A 20270-nucleotide genomic window follows, 5' to 3' on the forward strand; every position below is an offset into this window, starting at 1 on the left:
AGATGGGAATGAAGGATGGCTGCGGCGGTTTGCGGGGAGGGTGGAGAATGGGCAGGATGGGGTGACGGACCCGGCGATGGGTTGACGCTCCGCGGATTGGCAGCGGACTGCAAGGGAAAGTTAATATCCGGGAAGTGCTGCGTATGTTTCCATCCTATATTTATCCCTATCAAAGTTAACATATGCGAAAAATTACACTTTTGTCTTTTCTGTTGCTGGGAATGGTTGGCGGGTATGCACAACGAAATGCCGGCGCCGTGCCGCCTCCGGCTACTCCACAGGTGGAGAAGATGCCGCCGGGCAGCCGGGTGCTGAATATCGATTCGTCGGTGACCACGCATTCGCAGGTCACGATCAAAGGCCAGGTAGTGCCTTATGACGCTACGGCCGGGACGATGCCCGTCTGGGACGAAGAGGGCAAGCCCGTAGCCGGCGTGTTTTACACCTATTATGAACGTTCGGATATCAAAGACCGGGCTGCTCGGCCGCTGGTCATTTCCTTTAACGGCGGGCCCGGCACTCCGTCGGTGTGGATGGAGATAGGATATACGGGGCCGCGTCGTCTGAACATCGACGATGAGGGATTCCCGATCCAGCCGTACGGCGTGAAGGAGAACAACCAGTCGATCCTCGACGTGGCGGATATCGTCTATCTCGATCCGGTGAACACCGGCTTTTCACGGGCGGTGAGCGCGGCTATTCCCACCTCGCGGTTCTTTGGCGTCAACGAAGACATCAAGTACCTGGCGCAGTGGATCTCCACATTCGTAAGCCGCAAGAATCGCTGGGCGTCGCCGAAATTCCTTATCGGCGAGAGCTACGGGACCACGAGGGCTTCCGGGCTTGCGCTCGAGCTGCAGGAGGCGCAAGTGGATGTACCTCAACGGGGTCGTGCTTGTATCGCCTACCGAGCTGGGTATCGAGCGGAGTGAGTTCGTTAAGGCCTCGTTGCGCGTACCGTACTATGCGGCCACTGCCTGGTTTCACAAGGCCCTCGGTCCGGATGAGCAGCGTCGCGACCTGACCGATCTGTTACCTGAAGTAGAGAATTTTACGATCAACGAGCTGATACCTGCGCTGGCCAGGGGCGGATTCCTTGAGGAGGCGAAGAAGAAAGAGCTCGCGGCGAAGATGTCCAAATATATCGGGTTGTCGGAAAAGGTGATCCTCCAGTCCAACCTCGTGATCCCTTCGAATTTCTTCTGGAAAGAGCTGCTGAGGGATAAGGGCTATACCGTGGGCCGTCTGGATTCGCGCTACAGGGGCATCGACGGGAGCGATGCAGGCGACAGCCCGGATTACAATGCGGAGCTCAACTCCTCGGAATCACGCCTTCATGCCGGCGATGAATGTTTATCTGCGCGAGGAACTGCACTACAGGACCGATCTCAACTACTACCTGTTTGGTCCTGTCCGGCCGTGGAATAACCAGAACGATCATACGGGCGAGAACCTGCGGAAGGCGATAGCGGAGAATCCTTTCCTGCATTTGATGATACAGTCCGGATATTATGACGGAGCCTGTGACTATTTCAATGCGAAATACAGCCTGTGGCAGCTGGACCCTTCGGGCAAACTGAAGGATCGTTTGTCCTGGGAGGGTTATCGCAGCGGGCATATGATGTACCTGCGGAAGCCTGATCTGGAGGCGGCGACAGAGAGCCTGAGGAAATTCATTAAAGCATCGTTGCCGAAACCGGGGAATCGGCTAAGTACTAGAAATGGGGAATCGGTGAACCGGCGCCTTATCTTCCACAAGAATCTTTTTTCAGCCGGACCTATTGGGCCGGCTGTTTTTTTATCCGTATGATGACCAGCTTGGACACAGGCGTATTGCTTTTTTCCGCAACGGTATCAATGGGCACGAGCACATTTGTCTCGGGGTAGTAGGTGGCGGCACAACTGCGGGGGATGGGATAGGGAATCACCACAAATCTGTGGGCGACCCGCTGGACGCCTCCGTGCTCATTGTATATGTCTACGATATCGCCCTTAGTGAGGTTTTGCTCCTGCATATCGGCTTCGTTGAGGAAGACGACGCGCCGTTCGTTGTATACGCCGCGATAGCGGTCGGTGAGGCCATAGATGGTGGTGTTGAACTGGTCGTGGCTCCGGATGGTCATCATCATGAGCTGTCCTTTTTCCAGGGGAGTCTCGCGCGGGTTGGCGACATTGAAATGGGCTTTCTGGTCGGGCGTTGCGAATTTGCCGTCGCGTGCGCTGTTGGGAAGGTAGAAGCCGCCCGGCTCGCGCACGCGGAGGTTGTAGTTCTCAAATCCCGGGATGACGCGTTCGATGTCGTCGCGGATAGCGTCGTAGTTGGAGATGTATTTGTCCCATTTGATTTTGGAGGCGGCCAGCCTTCTGGTCTCGTGCTCCTCCTTTCCGCGGCCGAAAGTGGCTTTGGCCGGGCGGCAGACGATGGCGGGTTCGCTGAGCAGGTGTTCGCTGACGGGGTTCAGCACTCCCTGTGACGACTGGACCACGCCCATTGAATTTTCGCAGGAGACGAATTGTTCCTGGCCTCCGGTAAAGTCCCGGTCGCTGCGCGCGAGGCAGGGAAGGATATAGGCTTCTTCGCCGTGTACGAGATGGCTGCGGTTGAGTTTAGTGGATACGTGTACGGTCATTTGACAGCGGCGCAGCGCTTCGGCGGTATAGGTCGTATCGGGAGTGGCGGACAGGAAATTTCCGCCCATGGCAAAAAAGAACTTTGCTCTTCCTTCGTACATGGCTTTTATCGCGTTGACGACGTCATAGCCGTGTTGCCGCGGAGGTTCGAACCCGAAATTGTCGCGGATGGAGTTGAGGAGCTTTTCTGTCGGTCTTTCCCATATGCCAACCGTGCGGTCCCCCTGGACATTGCTGTGCCCGCGCACCGGGCAGGTGCCGGCGCCGGGTTTGCCGATGCTCCCTTTTAAAAGGAGGAGGTTGGTGACCTCCTTGATCGTGTCGACGGCGTTGGTATGCTGGGTAAGCCCCATTGCCCAGCAGATGACGATCTTCTTCCTGTCTTTTATCATGTCGGCGGCTTTGCCGATGTCTTCGATGGAAATTCCGCAGTTATGGGCCAGATCGGGTAGGGATACCTGTTTGAGGTGCGCCATGAATCTCGCCGTAGCCGGTGGTTTGGTCCCGGATAAAATCGGTGTCGAAGACGGACCCCGGCGCTTTTTCTTCCTCCAGCCATAGCAACAGTTCGATAGCCTGCAGGAGGGCCATATCTCCGTTGAGTTTGACGGGGAGGTAGAGGTCCGTCAGCGGGGTCGCGAGGCCGAGAAGGCCTTTGATCTGCTGGGGGTTGTTGAAGGCCATCAGCCCTGTTTCCGGCAGCGGGTTGACGGAGATGATTTTCCCCCCGTTGAGTTTTGCCTTTTGAAGGGCCGTGAGCATGCGGGGGGCGTTGGTGCCGGGGTTTTGCCCCATGATAATGATCAGCTCCGCGATATGCAGGTCTTCGAGCGTCACCGATCCCTTGCCGATGCCGACCGTCTCGCTCAGGGCCACTCCGCTTGACTCGTGGCACATATTGCTGCAGTCGGGAAGGTTGTTGGTGCCGTATTCCCGGGCGAACAGCTGGTAGAGGAAGGCGGCTTCGTTGCTGGTGCGGCCGGAAGTATAGAAGATCGCTTCGTTGGGGCTGCTGAGACCGTTTAGGGATCGGCCGATATGGTTGAACGCCTTGTCCCACGAGACCGGCTGGTAGTGGGTGGCGCCTTTGGGCAGATACATGGGCTGGGCGATGCGGCCCTGGCCGCCCAGTTCGAAGTCTGTGAATGTGGCGAGTTGGGCGACGCTGTACTTTTCGAAAAAGTCCGGAGTGAGTTTTTTGGTCGTCGTCTCTTCCGCCACGGCCTTGGCGCCATTTTCGCAGTATTCGGCTAAGCCCGAACGTTCGTCGTCGGGGTCGGGCCAGGCGCAGGAGGGGCAGTCGTAGCCGCCCTTCTGGTTGAGGTGCGCGAGGGCCTTCAGACCCCGGGCAAGGCCGGCTTCGCCGATGACGTGGCGGAAACTGGAGACGATGGCAGGCAGGCCGACGGCGTCCTTCTTAATCTTTTTTTGATGAAGGTCGTTGAGCTGATCGGGGCTTTCGGCTGATGGTTGGTCCATATACTTCGTTTTATATCCGGTTCATGAGCCGGGTTTTATACCCGGATGCGGTGAGCGCCGGAATAGATATTGAATCGTTGTTCTCTCAGGAATCCCACCAGGGTGATATCGGATTCGTCGGCCAGCTGTACGGCCAGGCTGGAAGGGGGCCGATAGCTGCTATTATTTTTATTCCGGCCATGGCGGCTTTCTGAATGAGTTCAAAGCAGGCGCGGCCGGAGAGTAGAAGAATGACGTTTGTCAGTGGAAGGAGGTTGTCCTGGAGGGCGCGGCCGATGAGTTTGTCGACGGCATTGTGACGGCCGATGTCCTCCCGGAGTGACAGTATCATTCCTGTGCGGTTAAAAAGGGCGGCGGCGTGGAGTCCCCCGGTAGTTTCAAAAATGCTTTGTTCCTGCCGGAGCATTGGTGGAAGACCATGAAGGATATGGGCTTCGACAGGAGGGGCTTCTTTTCCGCCTGTCGTCGCAGGGGCTACGGTCCGTAGCGCCTCTATGGAGGACTTTCCGCATACGCCGCAGCTGGAGCTCGTATAAAAATGACGCTGGAGACGGTCGATGTCCGGAGCGATGTTTTCGTGCAGGCTTACTTTGATAGTGTTATAGCCTGAGGTTATGGCTTTTATGGCCTGGGCGTTTGGCAGGATGGCTTCGGTGAGGAGGAAACCGATAGCCAGGTCGGTATCCTGACCGGGTGTGCGCATGGTGACGGAGACGTTTTGCTGCCGACGCGCGGCAGCCGGACCGTATTCCAGGCTGATTTCCAATGGTTCTTCGACTGCGACGGCGTCCGTGATCAGGACGGGCGCGGCTTGACTGGTTATCTTTTGCACGGGTATTAGCGTGACTCCGCTGGCCATATCGCCGGTCGGGACAGTTGGTATCGTGGAAAGGTTGGCCATAACACTAAGTTACGCCAAACCGGACGTAGTCCGGTTTGGATATTTACCGTTGCTTTTGCAAAAATTGGGCGAAGGGCTCGCGGGACGGAATTATACAGTAAATTAGAGAATGAATAGACTGCTGGTGCCCCTTGTGACTATCGCCGGATTTGTGCTGCCGGTGATCTCTTTTGGTCAGCCATCTTCCGCTGGCCCGTCTTTTTCCGCTGACGAGCTACGCCGTTATGAAACGGAGGCAAAGGCCGTGACGATCATCCGGGATGATTGGGGTGTGCCGCATATCTATGGAAAAACGGATGCGGATGCCGTTTTCGGGCTGATGTATGCCGAGTGTCAGACCGATTTCAGCCGCGTGGAGAAGAACTATCTGGAGATGCTGGGCCGGCAGGCCGAAGCATATGGTGAAGGCTATTTATATACCGACGTGACGATGCGTCTGATATATGACAGTGCACAGGCAGTGGCCGACTATCAGAAGAGTCCGGCGTGGATGCACAAATTGCTGGATGCTTTTGCCGACGGCGTCAACTACTATCTTTATAAGCACCCGGAGACCAGACCGCTCGTGCTGCGGCATTTCGAACCCTGGTATCCGTTGATGTTCACTGACGGCAGCGTATCGGCGACCAGTCTGGGAGGTGTACGGCAGGACGAGATCAGGAATTTTTATAGTAAGGGTCCGGTGACAGGGATCGTGCCTGTGAGGAAGGTGTCGGCGGTTGAGAGGATGGTATTGGCGGACAGGGGAATATTGCCGCCGGCAGAGCCTCAGGCGGTTACCGGACCGGTGGGTAGTAACGGGTCAGCGGGTGGTGATGGTTCCCACAATGAGCCCGCGGCTTTGAGTAGCGGCGGTTCGCAGCCGTCGGATGAAGACGAGACAGAGAAAGGTTCCAACGGATTTGCGCTGGCCGGGTTCCGGACTGCGTCGGAGGGCACGGAGCTATATATTAACCCCCATGTACCATTCTACTTCAGAATGGAGGCGCAACTGGTGAGTGACGAAGGACTGAACGTCTATGGAGCGGTGACCTGGGGCCAGTTTTTTATCTACCAGGGGTTTAACGCGCACTGCGGATGGATGCATACGTCGAGTTATGCGGACGTGGCCGACCTGTATGAAGAAAAAGCCAGCCAGGGTGATAAGGGTTGGGTCTACGAGTACGAAGGACAAAAGAAGCCGGTGACGATGAAGCCGTTCACGGTCTACTATAAAAAAGACAGCAGTCTGCAGTCTGTGCCGGTGACGGGACTCTACACGCACCATGGTCCGGTGATGGCGAGCCGTGATGGAAAATGGCTCAGCCTCCGGGAATACAACCGTTCGCTGAATGCGCTGATGGAAGCGTGGATGATCACCAAGGCGAATACCTTCGACGAATACAAGAAGGCGATGGATATTCGCGCCAATACGACCAACAATACGGTGTATGCGGACGACCAGGGAAATATCGCCTACTGGCACGGCAATTTTATGCCGAAGCGGGATCCCACCTACGACTGGTCGATGCCGGTAGACGGCTCAATTGCCGCCACTGAATGGAAGGGCCTGCACGAGCTGGACGAGATCGTGCATGTATATAATCCGGCTACGGGATGGATACAAAACTGCAATTCCACCCCCTACAGCCTTTCGGGGAACAGCAGCCCCGAGCGAAATAAGTATCCGCCCTATATGGCTCCCGACGGAGAGAACTTCCGGGCCCTGAATGCGGCCAGGTTGCTGAGCGGCGCGTCCGAATTTACTATCGACAGTCTTATCTCCAGGGGTACGATAAATATCTGATGGCCTTCGACGTGTTGTTGCCGGCTCTGTTCGAGGCTTATGCCTCGGCGCCGGATTCTACAAAGAAAATCTGCAGGAGCCGATAAGCGTTTTGCAGCGATGGGACAGGCGTTCGGACACCAGGTCGGTTGCGACGACCCTTGCGGTAGAGTGGGGTACGAGGATGATGCAGTATATGCCGCGTCCAAAGACTTCCGAGGAAGCGTCCAACGCGGTAGCGAATATAAAGGCTGAGCTGGAGCAGTCTACCGCGGCCCAGAAGACCGGCGGCGCTGAGCGCTGTGGTCAGCGAGTTGAAGAAACAATACGGTACCTGGAAAATAAATTGGGGTGACCGTTGCCGTTATCAGCGGCTGACGGGTAAGATCACGGAGACCTATGACGACGCCAGGCCAAGTGTTGCGGTGGGTCTGGTGGCGTCCTCCTTTGGGGCTCTGCCTTCCTATGTGAGCCGGGTGATGCCGAATACGAAGAAGCGGTATGGGTATTCGGGGAATAGTTTTATTGCGGCGGTGGAGTTTGGCAAGAAGGTGAAGGCGAAGACGATCGTGACGGGAGGGGAGAGCAGCGATCCTGCCTCGCCGCATTTTTCGGACCAGGCTACGATGTATCTTTTTGGTGTGTTCAAGGACGTGCTCTTTTATAAGGAGGACGTGCTGAAGAATGTGGAAAAGAAGTACCAGCCGGGGAGGAGTGAGTCTGCCGGGCGGCGTGTGCGTATCCGGCCATCAATTTTGTGAACCGCGTGGCGAACCGAGTCATCCCACGCGGTTTTTTTTATTTCATTTTGCTAAAAAATGTAGTAAATTGGATGCCCTAAAGGGTATTTTATGAGGCAGGAGTTGACGGTGGACAGGAATTATAGGGCAAGGCAATCGACAATTTTAGCCTCACCCTGCCGGAAGTGCAGTCCGGCCTGGTTCGGGAGACGCTGAAGAATCCCTACAATTTTGATTTCCTGATGCTGGGGAAGGAGGCAAAAGAGCGGGATCTGGAAACTGCGCTGACAAATCATATCCAGCGATTTATTTTGGAGTTGGGACGGGGCTTTGCCTATATGGGAAGGCAGTATCCGCTGAAAGTCGGCGGCAGTGATTTTTTTCTGGACTCCGGATTCAACAATATAAGGAGGCGGGTATATATGTTATTTTGATGATGGAACCGGGAGGAAAATGGGGGATAAAAAGGATACGCAAAACAGACATGGGGAGAAATCCCAGCACGAATTTTGGGAATCTCTCCTTCGGGAATTTAAACCTAAAACACATCGTATGAAATCAACGCGTCAAGACAAGAATGCCGGAGAAAAGGGATTAACGCCGGCGACCGGAGCAACGGCAGGAGACAGCGGGACTGGCTCGGGAGCATCGGGCAGCGGATCTTCGGGAAGCTGGAGCATCAGGCTCGCGCGGAACCGGCGGATCGGGCTCAGGATCTTCGGGCCGCAGTTCCGGATCGGGAGGGAGCAGCGCTGGCTCGCACGTCATCTTATCCGGAAGTATGCGGGCGGTGCGGCCCGGGGCAAATGTGCTGGGCGTGGCGGACCCGTCGGAGTGGATAGAGCTGACGATAAAGATCCGGCGGAAAAAGCCGCTGCCTGAGATCACCAGGGCCTTAACGGCAACACCGATGAGCCGCGCCGAGCTGGAGGCGCAGTATGGGGCCGACCCGGCAGATATGGAGCTGGCGAGGACGGTATTTACCAGATTGGGCCTGAAAGTATTGAAAGAAGACGCCGCCAGCTGCAGCATGAGGGTCGGCGGAGATGCGCAGGTCATCGAATCGACCTTTCAGCTGAAGTTGTTTCATTATTCGCACTCGTCCGGCAACTATCGGGGAAGGAAGGGCGATGTAATGATTCCTGCCGAGCTGAAAGATATCGTCACGGGGGTTTTTGGTCTGGATACCCGAAGCATGGTCAAGAGAAGGCCGATAAAAAGGAGGAGGACCTCGCTGGACCTGGCGGAGCGGGCGGCGGCCAGCCGGTCGTGGTTCTATCCGGCAGAGCTGGCTTCGATATATTCTTTCCCGGACGGCAACGGGAAGGGACAAACTATCGGACTGGTGGAGTTCGGGGGCGGTTATTTCGAAGCTGATCTGGCGACTTTCTGCAAGAATGCGAATGTCTCCATGCCCTCCGTCCGGACGGTTTCTGTCAACAATACGCCGACCAACCAGAAGGATGGGGCGGAAGGAGAAGTGATGCTCGATGTTGAAGTGGTAGCCGGCGTCTGTCCGGCGGCGGACATCGTGGTTTATTTCTCTTCATTTGACGAGAGCGGATGGGTCAGTGTCGTCGATACGGCAGTCCACGACCAGCAAAGTCAAATATCGGTATTGTCGATCAGCTGGGGGTATGCGGAAGATGCGCCGGGCGCCTGGACGCCCGCCGCGCTGAATTCGATCAACGACACGCTGAAGGCGGCGGCCCTGCTGGGGGTCACCATTCTTGTGGCTTCGGGCGACGATGGCTCGGACGACCAGGTCGGTGACGGACACGCGCACGTAGACTTTCCTTCGTCCAGCCCCTATGTGCTGGCTGTTGGAGGGACAACGCTGAAAAGGTCGCCGACCGGCGCCGTTACCGAGACGGCCTGGAAGGATGGGGACGGCCTGCGCCAGGACAACGGCGGCAGCACGGGCGGGGGTGTGAGCACCTTTTTCCCGCGTCCCGACTGGCAGACGGCGACGATCGATTCTGTCAACCCGGGGAGTATCGCCGGCAGGATAGTGCCCGACGTGGCGGCGGATGCCAGCGCCAATACCGGCTACTGGATGGTGGTCGACGGCCAGGGAGGAGCAAGCGGTGGAACCAGCGCATCCGCACCATTGTGGGCGGCACTCATTGCGCGCATTAACGCAAACCTGCCCAGCCCGGTAGGTTATCTGAACCCGTTGCTGTTTCAGAAGGGGGCGGACGGAACGCCCCTGGGCGTGTCCGGGTTCCGGGATATTGTCCTGGGGGACAACAGTACTGCCTCTATCGGAGGCTACCAGGCAGGGACGGGATATGATGCGGTCACGGGATGGGGAGTGCCGGTAGGGACGGCCCTGTTGGATGGGTTGAAGACAATTAAGAACGGATCCGGAGGTTCGGGCGGCTCCAATGGCGGCCCGGGCGGTCCCAATGGCCCCGGGGGCCCGGGTAATCCCACCGGCTCTTAGTAGTCTTCAAATTAGGAAAAAGAACTACCCGGACCCCCCGAATTAACAAAAATTTCAACATTCAGTAATCGAATCATAATGTACCAAAGGGTACCCTACCCCGGAAAACGTGGTAATGTTGCATAACTTATGCGACCTCTACTTCTGCTTTTGCTGGCTGGGCTTACCGCGGCACCCGTCTCCTTCTTCCAGGGAAAACCCGGCATGTCGTTATCCCGTAGTGTTACCGTCGATTCATTGGGCGCCTGTCAGGGTATCTCATGGCTGAATGGCAGGGCCTATCTGTATGGCGACAGGGAAGTTGGGATGATCCGCGAGTTCGACTGGAAGGGTGACTCCCTGTCCTATACGGGGCACGAATACCGGCTTACCATGCATGACACGGACGTGATCAACCACCCCACGGGACTGGCTGTGCACGGTCATATGCCCGTCTTCATGGGTAACAGCGTGATACTCAACAAGGCCACCAATCAGTGGAAGGCCATTATATATTGTATCGACTGGGATGGTCTGAAAAAGACCGGGACCCTCGACGGCGGCAATCTGAAGAACGTCATAGAGGATGATGCCTGCATCCAGGGCACCCGCCCCGAATACGTGGAATACGATCATAAATGGTATGTGGCTACGGCGGACTACGGCAACAGGGCCAACGAGGTCCGGCTCTACGATCCGAAAGCGCTGGAACGCGCAAAGAAGACCACCGACAAGGGTGTCGTCTATAAGAAATTCACCTGCGGCCCCTGGGTTCAGAACATGCAGCGGATACCGAAAAAGAATCTGTTGGTGCTGATCCAGAATCAGATCGAAGGAAGGAAATGGCAGTTTACCTATGTGGACCTGAAGAAGTCATTGGAGTCGGGACAGGCGGAAGTAGTGAAGGTGGTGACCGGCATCGATAGGGGAGACGAGTTGGAAGGGTTCTCCTTTATGTCTTCCATTTCAAAAGGAGTAGCAGTGACATCCTCCCGTAGGGGAAATGTCAATTTTTTGGATATAAACTGGTAAGGCGACATGCAATCGGATAGGCGTAGCGATAAAGAACTCTGGCGGTTGGTCTCGCAGGAGAGCGACAGATCTGCGTTCGAACAGTTGTACAGGCGTACCCTGCATGCACTGATGGCGGCCATCTACAAATGGTCGGACGATGCGGCAGAGGCAGAGGATATACTTCAGGAAGTCTTTCTCGACCTGTGGGACAAGCGTGGAAAGATCAGGATACAGAACGAGTTTTTCCCCTACTTATACAGCATGGCCCGGTACAAGATATTCGACCGCCTGCGTGCCGGGCAGCTGTCCGAAAAGCAGGTGCATGCATGGATAATGGTCATGCAGGAGGAGGCGGTCCTCACGGCGGCTTTCCGTGAAGAAGAGCTGGAAAGCAAAGAGGCGCTGGTGACGTCCGAACTCGAACAACTGCCCGCCCAGATGAAACGGGTTTATCTGCTTAGCGCCCAGGAGGGAAAAAGCATCCGGGAGATATCGGAAGAACTATTAGTCTCACCATATACCGTAAAGAATCATCTGCAAAAGATCCGTAAGCGTCTGCGTACGGCGGCCTTGCGGCTTTCGTGCGGGCACACAAAGCAACAGCACCCGCCTGTCTGCCTTCTATATACAGAATGGCAGCTTTATCCGCTGTACCAATATAACGCTGGGATATAACCGCCAACGATAACGGCGATGCACAAGGCGGGTATCCAGGATATCCGGTTATACGCTGCCGTTAACAATGATTTTACGATCACCGGATACAAGGGTTACAATCCGGAGGTTGACTATAATTACAGCGTCAATGGCAGCTTCGATCCGGTGAAGATGTATCAGAATATGGGGTACTAGGGATCAGAGGATCCCCGGCGCTTGCCGCGGGCGGCTAACTGCGTAGCCATCGTTTGGCGAGCAGTAAGATGGGCAACCGCCAGACGGGGCAGGTCTGTCGAATATTCCACCGGCGATTTGACGGAAGATGCGCGCCGGCTGGTGATTGCCGGAGAGGGTGAACTGGATGATAGCGGAGAGTGCGTCGAGACTTCCGGCCAGCAAAGTGGTCAGGAGGACGGCCTGGACAAAGGTGGTATTTCGTTCGAACGAAGATGTGGACACCTTTAAATTTAATAAGTTTGGCGTAGATTTAAGAACCCTTAAAACACAATATTTTTAATTGAAACTAACTCGAAGGGAATTTCTGCAGAGGTCCGGGCTACTGGCCGGAGGAACCGTTCCGGCAATGCTGGGCGGCGCAACAGGTGCGGCGATGCTGGCTGACGGAACATATCCGGCAATGCTGGCTATGGGGCTAATACCGGCTGCTCCCGCGCACGAATTTCGGCCGGAGGGGGATGGCGGCGGGAAGCAGGTCCTGATACTGGGGGCGGGGCTGGCCGGAATGACCGCGGCCTACGAACTAACGAAACTCGGCTATAATTGTACCATCCTTGAAGCAAGGGACAGGGTGGGCGGCCGATGCTGGAGTGTCCGGAAAGGCGCTGTCAACGAGGAAGTTGGGCTGGGGCTGCACAGGGCTGCCTTTGACGAGGGGCTGTATTTCAACGCAGGCCCTTCGCGGATACCACACCATCATGGCCTGACGCTGCACTATTGCAAAGAGCTGGGGGTTCCGATCCAGGTATATAACAATGTCAATGAAAATGCTTACTATTTTAGTGAGGGGAAGGGGCCTCTGTCCAACCGGAAGATAAGGGTGAGGGAAGTGCATAATGATATGCGGGGCTGGATGGCCGAGTTGCTGGCCAAGGGTTTGGACGGGGGTAAGATCGAAATGGCGATGAGCAGGGAAGATACGCTGAAGGTGATCGAGTACCTGCGTGCGGAGGGGGGACTCGATATCGACAAGCTGTACAAGGCGTCGGCCCGGAGGGGTTATGCCGAGACTCCCGGGCCGGGGGACAGGGAAGGCAGGCTGGGTGATCCGATGGCGCTGGCGGCCATGCTGCAGTCCGGGCTGCTGGACCCCGACTTTTACAACGTCGCCGAATACACCTATGAGTTGCAGGGAACTCTGTTCCAGGCGGTTGGGGGGATGGACAGGATCGCGACGGCGTTTCAGCAGAAGGTGGGGCATCTGATCCGTCTGAATGCCGAGGTAAGGTCGATCCGTAACCTTGAGCAGGGCGTAAATGTGGTCTATAAGGACGGGACCGGAGAAAAGAGTCTGCAGGCCGATCTGTGCATCTGTACGATCCCGCTGCCGGTGCTGAGCAATATCGACCATAATTTTTCTTCCGATGTCAGCCGGGCCATAGATTCTGTTGTATATATGAATACGGGGAAGATCGGGTTGCAGTTCAGGCGCCGGTTCTGGGAGGAGGACGAGGGCATTTACGGAGGGATCACGCATACGAACAACCAGCTCGACCCAGCTATTTTATCCTTCCAACGATTACTTGAGCGGTAAGGGAATTCTCATAGGATACTATAACTTTAATGACAAAGCCGTGGCCACGGGAAATCTATCTTATCAGCAGAGGGAGCAGTTGGCGCTGGAGAAGGGCAGTCAGATACATCCACAGTACAGGCAGGAGTTCGAGAATGCGTTTTCGGTGAGCTGGCACAGGACGAAATATAGTCAGGGTGGCTGGGCGCTGTATTCGCCGGAAGAGCGGCAGACTTTGTACAAGCCCATGCTGCAGCCGGACAAGCAGGTCTACTTCGCCGGCGAGCATATGACGTATTTGAATGCCTGGATGGCGGGGGCGCTGGAGTCGGCGAGGAGTGTGGTTGCGGCCCTGCACAGCAGAGTGACGAATCAAAGATTTACATATCCCGTGTTAGGGAGTTAACGGAGTTGGGCCCTATGAAACGCATGAGAAAATAGTCATTTAACCACCAAAATATACTCTTATGGGCAACTCCATCAGTCGTCGTACACTAATAAAAAGGGGCGCCTTATTAGCCGGCGGATTTTCCATTGCCGGCGGCCTGCTCGAAACTGCACAGGCCAGCCCGGTCATCAAAAGCCCGTCTTACTCTTTTCCCGAGGTCTGGTCGGAAAGAGATATTCCGATGGATCCGATAGTGCCGATGAAAGCGCGGCTGTCTGCCAACGAAAATCCCTTCGGTCCCTGCGACAAGGCTAAGGCTGCGATCATGGAGGCGCTGCCGACCAGCTATCAGTATCCATTTATGGCGCTCGGCGACCTGGTCCAGAAGATCTCCGATTTTGAAAAGGTCAAAAAAGAGAACATTCTGTTGTCATCCGGTTCGTCTCCCCTTTTGATGGCCGCCGGTCTGTACTATGGCAAGCCCGGCACCAATATCATCACCGGCGATCCGTCCTATGCCGACCTGCCCTCGAAGGCCGAAAGAATGGGTGCAAAATGGGTGAAGGTGCCGCTGACGGCCGACTACAAGCTCGACCTCGACGCAATGGAGAAGGCGATCGACGCCAACACCAGTCTTGTCTATATCTGCAATCCCAATAACCCGACGGCTACGGTACTGGATAAGGACAGGCTGAAGTCCTTCTGTGAGCGGGTATCCAAAAAGGTGACCATCTTTGTCGACGAGGCGTATATCGACTATCTCGACGACCCGCAGGGTACGACGCTGATACCGCTGGTCAGTTCAGGCGCGAATATCATCGTTGCGAGAACCTTTTCAAAACTCTACGGTTTCGCCGGTCTTCGTATAGGCTATGTAGTTACACAGCCGGAAACGATAAAGAAGCTCACGATGTATTCCGAGGCTACCTGGTCGATATCCGCCACTACGCTGCATGCGGCAATCGCGAGCTACCAGGACCGGGAGTTCCTCGACGCCGCGCTGAAAAAGACGATCGCGTCAAAGAACTATCTCTACGAAGTGTTGAAGAAAGAAGGATATACTTATGTCCCGTCCGTCGCCAATTTTGTGATCTTCCCGATAAAGATGGACGGCGAACGATTCGTGGGCGAGATGATGAAGCGGGGCGTCAGTATCCGTAACTGGAAGTTCAATAGCCAGGACTGGTGCCGGGTGAGCATCGGCAGGATGGACGAGATGGAGGCTTTTGCATCGGCGTTCCGGGAAATATCCTAAATTCATCGATCATAAAATAATTGCTATCACACATGAGGAAATTCCTTTTTTCTTTCTGGCTGCTGGCAGCCGGCCTGATCTCTGCGCGGGCGCAGGATAGCGTCAGCCGGGCCCTTACAATGGCAGAGTACAACAAGGCTAAAACATTCTCGGTCGCCGATCTGGACAAGGACACGTATATCAAGTTCGAGAACGCCTATATTCTCGACAAAGGCGGATTCGGCAAGCCCTATTTCATCACGGGGGATGACGGCATGAAGAAGAGGGTCGACCTTTACCGGCTGATCCTTAAGGAAGGGCGGGTCGATCTGGGGACCGTCATCTATTATACCACCGAGACGGGCAAGCGGTATACAGCAGTAATGCCGGGTTATAAGGCCGACGGCAAGGTTTGGGAGAAGTATTTTGAAGACATCCATGGCATCGACAACGAAGAAAAGTTCTATGTACTCAAGCTGTCTTATGTACTGTCGAAGGAACTGGGTTTTCAGTTCTACCGCTCTGCAACCGGCGGTACGGGCAAAGAGATCAGCCGGGAGTCCGGGACGTATGGAAATGATATTTGCTTTCCCGGTGATATGAAGGTGGAGATGGCGGGCGGCGGGTCAAAGCCGGTCAGCGAAATAAAGAGCGGCGATAAAGTTATCGCCGTGGATCCGTCCACGCATCTTGCGACGACCGTGACGGTGAAAGACCTGACGGTACATGCTGCGAAGAACTATGTCATCACAAATCTCCTGCTGTTGTCGGCGAGCGGCTCCGGCCGGGACCTGACCCTCGTTACAAAGAGTCTGCAGGCGACGCCCAACCATCCGATGGTCACCGCGGAGGGAGAACGAAAGGCGGGAGACCTGAAGGAAGGCGACAGGGTGCTTTGCCGGGATGAAAAGTCGGGGATCTGTCAGGAGTTCACGGTATGGAGCAAGAGGGAGGCTGCCGGGGGTGCGCAACCCGTTTATAATATCGTTGCAGGAGCAGGAAACACGTTCATCATGAATGGGGTGATGGTGTTGCAAAAGCCGTTGAAAAATTAACCATGGGATGGAAACTGTCAATGATCCTGGTAAAGGCGCCCACGCTACCGCCGGGCGGGGTATTTGTGCGCGGCTGAAGCTGGTGGTTTGGAAAGTGGTAGTAGTTGGGCGGCTGAATGTCAGTAGAATGGGATAGCTTTGCGGCCATGCAAAAACCCGTACTGGTCATCAAGCTTGGTACTGCAGTACTCACCAATGATAAAGGCGAAATAGCGCAGGCCACCATCAAAAAGGTGGCGGCAGGGATTGCCGAACTCATCCAGGACTATAATGTTATTTTGGTGTCCAGCGGGGCCGTGGGCAGCGGGAAGTCGTTTTTTGCACGGTATAAGGGGACGCTGGCCGAGCGAAAGGCGGCTGCGGCTGTGGGAAACCCCATTCTGATCAGGCATTATCAGCGGCATTTTTCTGTATATGGCATACCGGTGGCGCAGGCGCTCTGCGAGCGGCAGCATTTCTCGAGCAGACCCAGGTGGCTGCAGCTGAGGGAAACCTTTGCCGAGTTCTGGAAGAATGGCATTTTGCCTGTAATGAACGAGAATGATCTTGTCAGCAATGTGGAGCTGAAGTTTTCGGATAATGACGAGCTGGCTACGCTGACGGCCGTCGGGTTTGACGCCGATGCGCTGTTATTGTGTACGTCGGTGGGCGGGTTCCTCGACGGGGACAGGCGGGTCATCCCCCGGGTGGAGAAGGTGGACGGCCGGATACTGGGTCTGGTGCAAAAGGGTAAGAGCAGTCTGGGTCTGGGGGGATGGTGTCGAAGCTGACCTTTACGCGGCTGGCCTGTTCGCTTGGGATCCGGGTGGTTATGTGCGGGCTGGGTGGGAAGACGCCGTTTGCGGATGCGCTGGCGGGGGTATCGGGGACGACTTTTGTTCCGAGCACCAGCAACCTGAAGGCCCGTCAGAAATGGCTCGCGAGCGGCAGCATCACTCTGGGGAGCATTTTCGTCGACAAGGGCGCCGCAAGGGCGCTGGAGCAGCGCCGCAGTCTGCTGAGCGTTGGCGTCAAAAAGGTGATGGGGAAGTTTGCGCAGGGCGAGGTAGTGCAGCTGAAAGACGAGGATTCGACCATCATCGGGGTGGCGAAGGTCAAAATGGGCGCGGCGGAGATGATGGGCAGCCTGACGAGTAAAAATACCATTGCGGCGCATGCCGATGATATAGTCCTATTTTAACGATATGAATAGCATAGAACCTCTTATCATAAAGACCTATAAGGCGGCGGTACAACTGAGGAAGACCGGCGACCGGCAGATGAAGGCGGCGCTGCAGCTGCTGGCGTCCGAGCTGGAGAAGAATGCGAAACTTTTATTAAAGGCCAATGCCAGCGACCTCGCGCGGCAGGAACCCGACAATCCGCGCAATGACAGGCTGATGCTGAATGAGCAGCGAATAAAGGCTATCGCCGGGAGCATCCGGAAAGTGAGCAGGCTGCCCGATCCTTCGGGGCGGCTGCTGGCGCAGCGAACCCTGTCCAACGGGTTGAAAGTGGAGAAAAGGTCCGTGCCGCTGGGTGTGGTAGGGGCCATCTATGAGTCGAGACCCAATGTTACGTTCGATATTGCGGCGTTGTGCCTGAGAAGCCGCAACGGCTGTGTCCTAAAGGGCAGCCAGGAGGCCAGGGATACGAATGAGGCGGCTGTGGCGCTGATCAAAAAAGTGCTGAAGGCCAGCGGCATCCATCCGGATGCCGTAACCCTACTGCCTTCAGACCGGGACAGTGTGCAGCAACTTTTCACGGCTACGCGCTGGGTCGACGTGCTCATACCGCGCGGGTCCGATTCGCTGATCCGTTATGTAAGGGCCAATAGTCAGGTGCCGGTGATCGAGACGGGGGCCGGCGTCTGTCATGTCTATGTCGAGGCTACTGCAGATGTAAAAATGGCGACGGATATCGTTGTCAATGCCAAGGTTTCGCGCCCATCCGTCTGCAATTCGATGGATACGATGGTCGTGGATGCGGCGATCGCTGCGTCCTTTCTGCCGGTGGCCGCGGCAGCGCTGGAAAAGTATGGCGTCGAGATCTTTGCCGATGCGCCGGCGGCCAGGCTGCTCAAGGGCTATCCTTTTCTTCAGAAGGCCACGGAGGCCGACTATGCGCGGGAATTCCTCAGCCTGAAATGCGCGGTCAGGGTCGTTAAGAATATGGACGAGGCGCTGGACCATATCCAGCGTTATTCCACGCGGCATTCCGAGGCGATCGTGTCAAAAGATAAGGGCAAGTGCGAACGGTTCCTTGCCGAGGTGGACGCGGCGGCCGTGTACGCCAATGCCTCTACTCGTTTTACAGACGGGGAAGAGCTGGGGCTGGGGGCCGAGATCGGGATATCCACCCAGAAACTGCATGCGCGCGGCCCTTTTGCGCTGGAGAAGCTGGTGACGGAAAAATGGATCATCCGCGGGAAGGGACAGATCAGGAAGTGAGATCAATCCGACGGAAAAGGCAGATCAGGAAATGCTATTAAATGTAATTTCTACATTTACTTGTTCGTTTTGTAAAATAAAATAATTATCTTTTCGACAATTATTGTTTGTTTAACCAAAACCACACAGTTTGGCATATGAAAAAGACACCAGTCCTCCTTCTGCTAGTTGCCCTATTCCTGACTTCCGCGGTCCGTTCGCAAACGGTGCAGCTCAGCGTCAGTGATACTTCGGGGCCTCAGATCAGCCGTAATATCTATGGTCATTTTTCGGAACACCTGGGCCGCTGTATCTACGACGGTTTCTGGACGGGTGATCATATCCGGATGGATATCGTCGACGCGCTGAAGAAGATAAAGATACCGGTGCTCCGGTGGCCTGGCGGGTGTTTTGCCGACCAGTACCACTGGCGCGACGCGATAGGGCCAAAAGATCAGCGCAAACGGACCGTCAATGCCACCTGGGGCATGGTGACAGAAGACAATTCTTTCGGTACGCACGAATTCCTCGAACTCTGCGGGCTGCTGGGCTGTCAGCCCTATGTCGCCGGCAATGTCGGCTCGGGCACTCCCGAAGAGATGGAGAACTGGCTGGAATACCTCAACTTCAATGGTAAAAGCACCCTGGCGGATCTGCGCCGTCAGAATGGGCGTCAGGAACCGTGGAACGTCTCCTTCTGGGGAGTAGGCAATGAGAGCTGGGGCTGTGGCGGGAACATGACGCCGGAGTACTATGCCGGGGAATACAACCGGTATTCAGAATTCTGCAAGGATTATCCCGGCGCCCCGCTAAAGCTGATCGCCAGCGGCGCCAACGGACCCGACTACAACTGGACCGAGGTGGTCATGAAAAATATTAACCGCGGACGCACATGGGGACTGTCGACACACTATTATACGGTCGCAGGCACCCGGCAGCACAAGGGTTCCGCAACAAGTTTCGGCGAGGACGACTATTTCAAGGCGATGGAGGCCTGTCTGCGGATGGAAACCATCGTCAACAAACATTCGGCGATCATGGACAAATACGATCCGAAGAAGAAGATAGCCCTCGTAGTGGACGAATGGGGGATCTGGACCGATGCCGAGCCGGGTACGAATCCCGCCTTTCTCTATCAGCAGAACAGCATGCGTGACGCCCTGATAGCGGCGACTACGCTGAACATCTTCAACAACCACGCGGACCGGGTAAAGATGGCGGCGCTGGCCCAGACGGTGAACGTCCTGCAGGCGCTGGTGCTGACGGACAAGGACAAGATGCTGCTGACGCCAACCTATCACGTTTTCGATCTGTATAAAGTGCATCAGGATGCCCACTCGCTGGCGGTGAAGTTCAGCAGCCCTGACTATGGTCATGGCGGAGAGAAGATACCGGCGGTGAACGTTTCGGCTTCGAAGGATTCCAGCGGCGCCGTGCATATCTCCTCGGGTAAATCTTGACCCGGCAAGAAAAATAACACTTAAGACCAGCCTTGCGGGGGTGTCATTCCGGACTGTACAGGGGCAGATACTGACCTCTTCCAAATTCAACGATTTCAATTCTTTCGATCAACCGGACAGGGTGAAGCCGGCGGTATTTAACGGAGCGAAGAAAGACGGTAACAGTCTGTCGGTCGAGATGCCTCCGATGTCGGTTGTTGTACTCGAGTTGAAATAATTAAATTTTTCTCCCTACCTTCGTCCTGTACTTTAGGGGTGCTCGTTCATACGGGCTGAGATAATACCCTCAGAACCTGATCCGGATAATACCGGCGAAGGGAAAAGACGGACTCTCTCTTACGCGTCAATGCGGCACCTCGTGTA

Annotated in this window: 26 protein-coding genes and 1 riboswitch; of the genes, 21 read left to right on the plus strand and 5 right to left on the minus strand. The window is 55.7% G+C overall.

Going from position 1 to position 20270, the window contains the following annotated elements; genetic code table 11:
- Positions 1-182 precede the first annotated feature (182 nt).
- From ACQ86N_RS05270 to ACQ86N_RS05280, 3 genes are read left to right on the plus strand one after another with little or no spacing between them, the layout of a single operon-like run.
- Entirely contained in the window at positions 183-932 is a 750-nt protein-coding gene (locus ACQ86N_RS05270; RefSeq protein ID WP_431214263.1) for a S10 family serine carboxypeptidase-like protein, read from the plus strand.
- The gene (locus ACQ86N_RS05275) at positions 874-1428 is read left to right on the plus strand and encodes a hypothetical protein (protein WP_431214264.1); all 555 of its coding nucleotides are present in this window, start codon (positions 874-876) and stop codon (positions 1426-1428) included. The genes ACQ86N_RS05270 and ACQ86N_RS05275 overlap by 59 nt, the downstream gene beginning before the upstream one ends.
- Positions 1346-1810: a hypothetical protein gene (locus ACQ86N_RS05280; protein ID WP_431214265.1), complete on the plus strand. Its 465-nt coding sequence runs from the start codon at positions 1346-1348 to the stop codon at positions 1808-1810. Before ACQ86N_RS05275 ends, ACQ86N_RS05280 begins: the two co-directional genes overlap by 83 nt.
- On the opposite strand, the gene ACQ86N_RS05285 is transcribed toward ACQ86N_RS05280, so the two are convergent.
- Genes ACQ86N_RS05285 through ACQ86N_RS05300 form a run of 4 tightly spaced genes read right to left on the minus strand, consistent with a single transcriptional unit; the run spans position 1779 to position 5011 of the window.
- Complete coding sequence (locus ACQ86N_RS05285; RefSeq protein ID WP_431214266.1) at positions 1779-3107, minus strand: molybdopterin dinucleotide binding domain-containing protein; 1329 nt, start codon at positions 3105-3107, stop codon at positions 1779-1781. The two genes, ACQ86N_RS05280 and ACQ86N_RS05285, sit on opposite strands and share 32 nt — an antisense overlap.
- On the minus strand, positions 3064-4110 hold the full coding sequence (locus ACQ86N_RS05290; RefSeq protein WP_431214267.1) for a molybdopterin-dependent oxidoreductase: 1047 nt from the start codon (positions 4108-4110) through the stop codon (positions 3064-3066). Before ACQ86N_RS05290 ends, ACQ86N_RS05285 begins: the two co-directional genes overlap by 44 nt.
- Positions 4111-4145: 35 nt before the next feature.
- Positions 4146-4208: a hypothetical protein gene (locus ACQ86N_RS05295; protein WP_431218000.1), complete on the minus strand. Its 63-nt coding sequence runs from the start codon at positions 4206-4208 to the stop codon at positions 4146-4148.
- Positions 4196-5011 carry a formate dehydrogenase accessory sulfurtransferase FdhD gene (locus ACQ86N_RS05300; RefSeq protein ID WP_431214268.1) on the minus strand — a complete coding sequence of 272 codons (816 nt, stop codon included), beginning with the start codon at positions 5009-5011 and terminating at the stop codon, positions 4196-4198. Before ACQ86N_RS05300 ends, ACQ86N_RS05295 begins: the two co-directional genes overlap by 13 nt.
- Positions 5012-5120: 109 nt before the next feature.
- Between ACQ86N_RS05300 and ACQ86N_RS05305 the strand changes: the two genes are divergently transcribed.
- The 8 genes from ACQ86N_RS05305 (at position 5121) to ACQ86N_RS05340 (ending at position 11807) form a co-directional block, all read left to right on the plus strand.
- A complete protein-coding gene (locus ACQ86N_RS05305) occupies positions 5121-6797 on the plus strand; it encodes a penicillin acylase family protein (protein ID WP_431214269.1) in 1677 nt (558 codons plus the stop codon).
- A 272-nt stretch (positions 6798-7069) separates the two neighbouring features.
- The gene (locus tag ACQ86N_RS05310) at positions 7070-7537 is read left to right on the plus strand and encodes a penicillin acylase family protein (RefSeq protein WP_431218001.1); all 468 of its coding nucleotides are present in this window, start codon (positions 7070-7072) and stop codon (positions 7535-7537) included.
- Positions 7538-7701: 164 nt separating this feature from the next.
- A complete protein-coding gene (locus ACQ86N_RS05315) occupies positions 7702-7950 on the plus strand; it encodes a PDDEXK nuclease domain-containing protein (protein ID WP_431214270.1) in 249 nt (82 codons plus the stop codon).
- A gap of 118 nt (positions 7951-8068) precedes the next feature.
- Positions 8069-8398 carry a hypothetical protein gene (locus tag ACQ86N_RS05320; protein ID WP_431214271.1) on the plus strand — a complete coding sequence of 110 codons (330 nt, stop codon included), beginning with the start codon at positions 8069-8071 and terminating at the stop codon, positions 8396-8398.
- Positions 8325-9962, plus strand: coding sequence for a S53 family peptidase (locus ACQ86N_RS05325; RefSeq protein WP_431214272.1), 1638 nt, complete (start codon positions 8325-8327; stop codon positions 9960-9962). The genes ACQ86N_RS05320 and ACQ86N_RS05325 overlap by 74 nt, the downstream gene beginning before the upstream one ends.
- Before the next feature lie 129 nt (positions 9963-10091).
- On the plus strand, positions 10092-10973 hold the full coding sequence (locus ACQ86N_RS05330) for a hypothetical protein (protein ID WP_431214273.1): 882 nt from the start codon (positions 10092-10094) through the stop codon (positions 10971-10973).
- 6 nt (positions 10974-10979) lie between these two features.
- The gene (locus ACQ86N_RS05335; protein WP_431214274.1) at positions 10980-11630 is read left to right on the plus strand and encodes an RNA polymerase sigma factor; all 651 of its coding nucleotides are present in this window, start codon (positions 10980-10982) and stop codon (positions 11628-11630) included.
- Positions 11631-11648: 18 nt separating this feature from the next.
- Positions 11649-11807 (plus strand): hypothetical protein, encoded by a 159-nt coding sequence (locus tag ACQ86N_RS05340; RefSeq protein WP_431214275.1) that lies wholly within the window; start codon positions 11649-11651, stop codon positions 11805-11807.
- Positions 11808-11810: 3 nt separating this feature from the next.
- Here ACQ86N_RS05340 and ACQ86N_RS05345 read toward each other — a convergent pair whose 3' ends face one another.
- Positions 11811-12071: a hypothetical protein gene (locus tag ACQ86N_RS05345; RefSeq protein ID WP_431214276.1), complete on the minus strand. Its 261-nt coding sequence runs from the start codon at positions 12069-12071 to the stop codon at positions 11811-11813.
- A gap of 124 nt (positions 12072-12195) precedes the next feature.
- Between ACQ86N_RS05345 and ACQ86N_RS05350 the strand changes: the two genes are divergently transcribed.
- The 10 genes from ACQ86N_RS05350 to ACQ86N_RS05395 all read left to right on the plus strand — a co-directional run bounded on the left by ACQ86N_RS05350 (position 12196) and on the right by ACQ86N_RS05395 (position 20124).
- Positions 12196-13383, plus strand: coding sequence for a flavin monoamine oxidase family protein (locus ACQ86N_RS05350; RefSeq protein WP_431214277.1), 1188 nt, complete (start codon positions 12196-12198; stop codon positions 13381-13383).
- A complete protein-coding gene (locus ACQ86N_RS05355) occupies positions 13373-13768 on the plus strand; it encodes a flavin monoamine oxidase family protein (RefSeq protein WP_431214278.1) in 396 nt (131 codons plus the stop codon). Before ACQ86N_RS05350 ends, ACQ86N_RS05355 begins: the two co-directional genes overlap by 11 nt.
- A 61-nt stretch (positions 13769-13829) precedes the next feature.
- Positions 13830-15005, plus strand: a complete 1176-nt coding sequence (locus ACQ86N_RS05360) for a pyridoxal phosphate-dependent aminotransferase (protein ID WP_431214279.1) — start codon at positions 13830-13832, stop codon at positions 15003-15005.
- 32 nt (positions 15006-15037) lie between these two features.
- Positions 15038-16039: a Hint domain-containing protein gene (locus ACQ86N_RS05365; protein ID WP_431214280.1), complete on the plus strand. Its 1002-nt coding sequence runs from the start codon at positions 15038-15040 to the stop codon at positions 16037-16039.
- Positions 16040-16046: 7 nt separating this feature from the next.
- Positions 16047-16175, plus strand: a complete 129-nt coding sequence (locus ACQ86N_RS05370) for a hypothetical protein (RefSeq protein WP_431214281.1) — start codon at positions 16047-16049, stop codon at positions 16173-16175.
- A 10-nt stretch (positions 16176-16185) separates the two neighbouring features.
- Complete coding sequence (locus ACQ86N_RS05375) at positions 16186-16809, plus strand: hypothetical protein (protein ID WP_431214282.1); 624 nt, start codon at positions 16186-16188, stop codon at positions 16807-16809.
- Positions 16794-17219: a PUA domain-containing protein gene (locus ACQ86N_RS05380; RefSeq protein WP_431214283.1), complete on the plus strand. Its 426-nt coding sequence runs from the start codon at positions 16794-16796 to the stop codon at positions 17217-17219. The genes ACQ86N_RS05375 and ACQ86N_RS05380 overlap by 16 nt, the downstream gene beginning before the upstream one ends.
- A gap of 4 nt (positions 17220-17223) precedes the next feature.
- A complete protein-coding gene (locus tag ACQ86N_RS05385) occupies positions 17224-18468 on the plus strand; it encodes a glutamate-5-semialdehyde dehydrogenase (RefSeq protein ID WP_431214284.1) in 1245 nt (414 codons plus the stop codon).
- Between the two features lie 137 nt (positions 18469-18605).
- Positions 18606-19907 (plus strand): alpha-N-arabinofuranosidase, encoded by a 1302-nt coding sequence (locus ACQ86N_RS05390; protein ID WP_431214285.1) that lies wholly within the window; start codon positions 18606-18608, stop codon positions 19905-19907.
- Between the two features lie 40 nt (positions 19908-19947).
- Complete coding sequence (locus ACQ86N_RS05395; RefSeq protein WP_431214286.1) at positions 19948-20124, plus strand: alpha-L-arabinofuranosidase C-terminal domain-containing protein; 177 nt, start codon at positions 19948-19950, stop codon at positions 20122-20124.
- Between the two features lie 24 nt (positions 20125-20148).
- A riboswitch (TPP riboswitch) is annotated at positions 20149-20244 on the plus strand.
- Positions 20245-20270: the final 26 nt, after the last annotated feature.

The organism is Puia sp. P3 (assembly GCF_050632245.1).
GTDB lineage: Bacteria > Bacteroidota > Bacteroidia > Chitinophagales > Chitinophagaceae > Puia.

Excerpts from the sequence above, each read along its gene's own strand:
- ACQ86N_RS05270 (WP_431214263.1), top strand. The coding sequence starts at position 183 with ATGCGAAAAATTACACTTTTGTCTTTTCTGTTGCTGGGAATGGTTGGC.
- ACQ86N_RS05275 (WP_431214264.1), top strand. The coding sequence starts at position 874 with ATGTACCTCAACGGGGTCGTGCTTGTATCGCCTACCGAGCTGGGTATC.
- ACQ86N_RS05280 (WP_431214265.1), top strand. The coding sequence starts at position 1,346 with ATGAATGTTTATCTGCGCGAGGAACTGCACTACAGGACCGATCTCAAC.
- ACQ86N_RS05285 (WP_431214266.1), bottom strand. The coding sequence starts at position 3,107 with ATGGCGCACCTCAAACAGGTATCCCTACCCGATCTGGCCCATAACTGC.
- ACQ86N_RS05290 (WP_431214267.1), bottom strand. The coding sequence starts at position 4,110 with ATGGACCAACCATCAGCCGAAAGCCCCGATCAGCTCAACGACCTTCAT.
- ACQ86N_RS05300 (WP_431214268.1), bottom strand. The coding sequence starts at position 5,011 with ATGGCCAACCTTTCCACGATACCAACTGTCCCGACCGGCGATATGGCC.
- ACQ86N_RS05305 (WP_431214269.1), top strand. The coding sequence starts at position 5,121 with ATGAATAGACTGCTGGTGCCCCTTGTGACTATCGCCGGATTTGTGCTG.
- ACQ86N_RS05320 (WP_431214271.1), top strand. The coding sequence starts at position 8,069 with ATGAAATCAACGCGTCAAGACAAGAATGCCGGAGAAAAGGGATTAACG.
- ACQ86N_RS05330 (WP_431214273.1), top strand. The coding sequence starts at position 10,092 with ATGCGACCTCTACTTCTGCTTTTGCTGGCTGGGCTTACCGCGGCACCC.
- ACQ86N_RS05335 (WP_431214274.1), top strand. The coding sequence starts at position 10,980 with ATGCAATCGGATAGGCGTAGCGATAAAGAACTCTGGCGGTTGGTCTCG.
- ACQ86N_RS05340 (WP_431214275.1), top strand. The coding sequence starts at position 11,649 with ATGCACAAGGCGGGTATCCAGGATATCCGGTTATACGCTGCCGTTAAC.
- ACQ86N_RS05350 (WP_431214277.1), top strand. The coding sequence starts at position 12,196 with ATGCTGGGCGGCGCAACAGGTGCGGCGATGCTGGCTGACGGAACATAT.
- ACQ86N_RS05360 (WP_431214279.1), top strand. The coding sequence starts at position 13,830 with ATGGGCAACTCCATCAGTCGTCGTACACTAATAAAAAGGGGCGCCTTA.
- ACQ86N_RS05365 (WP_431214280.1), top strand. The coding sequence starts at position 15,038 with ATGAGGAAATTCCTTTTTTCTTTCTGGCTGCTGGCAGCCGGCCTGATC.
- ACQ86N_RS05370 (WP_431214281.1), top strand. The coding sequence starts at position 16,047 with ATGGAAACTGTCAATGATCCTGGTAAAGGCGCCCACGCTACCGCCGGG.
- ACQ86N_RS05375 (WP_431214282.1), top strand. The coding sequence starts at position 16,186 with ATGCAAAAACCCGTACTGGTCATCAAGCTTGGTACTGCAGTACTCACC.
- ACQ86N_RS05380 (WP_431214283.1), top strand. The coding sequence starts at position 16,794 with ATGGTGTCGAAGCTGACCTTTACGCGGCTGGCCTGTTCGCTTGGGATC.
- ACQ86N_RS05385 (WP_431214284.1), top strand. The coding sequence starts at position 17,224 with ATGAATAGCATAGAACCTCTTATCATAAAGACCTATAAGGCGGCGGTA.
- ACQ86N_RS05390 (WP_431214285.1), top strand. The coding sequence starts at position 18,606 with ATGAAAAAGACACCAGTCCTCCTTCTGCTAGTTGCCCTATTCCTGACT.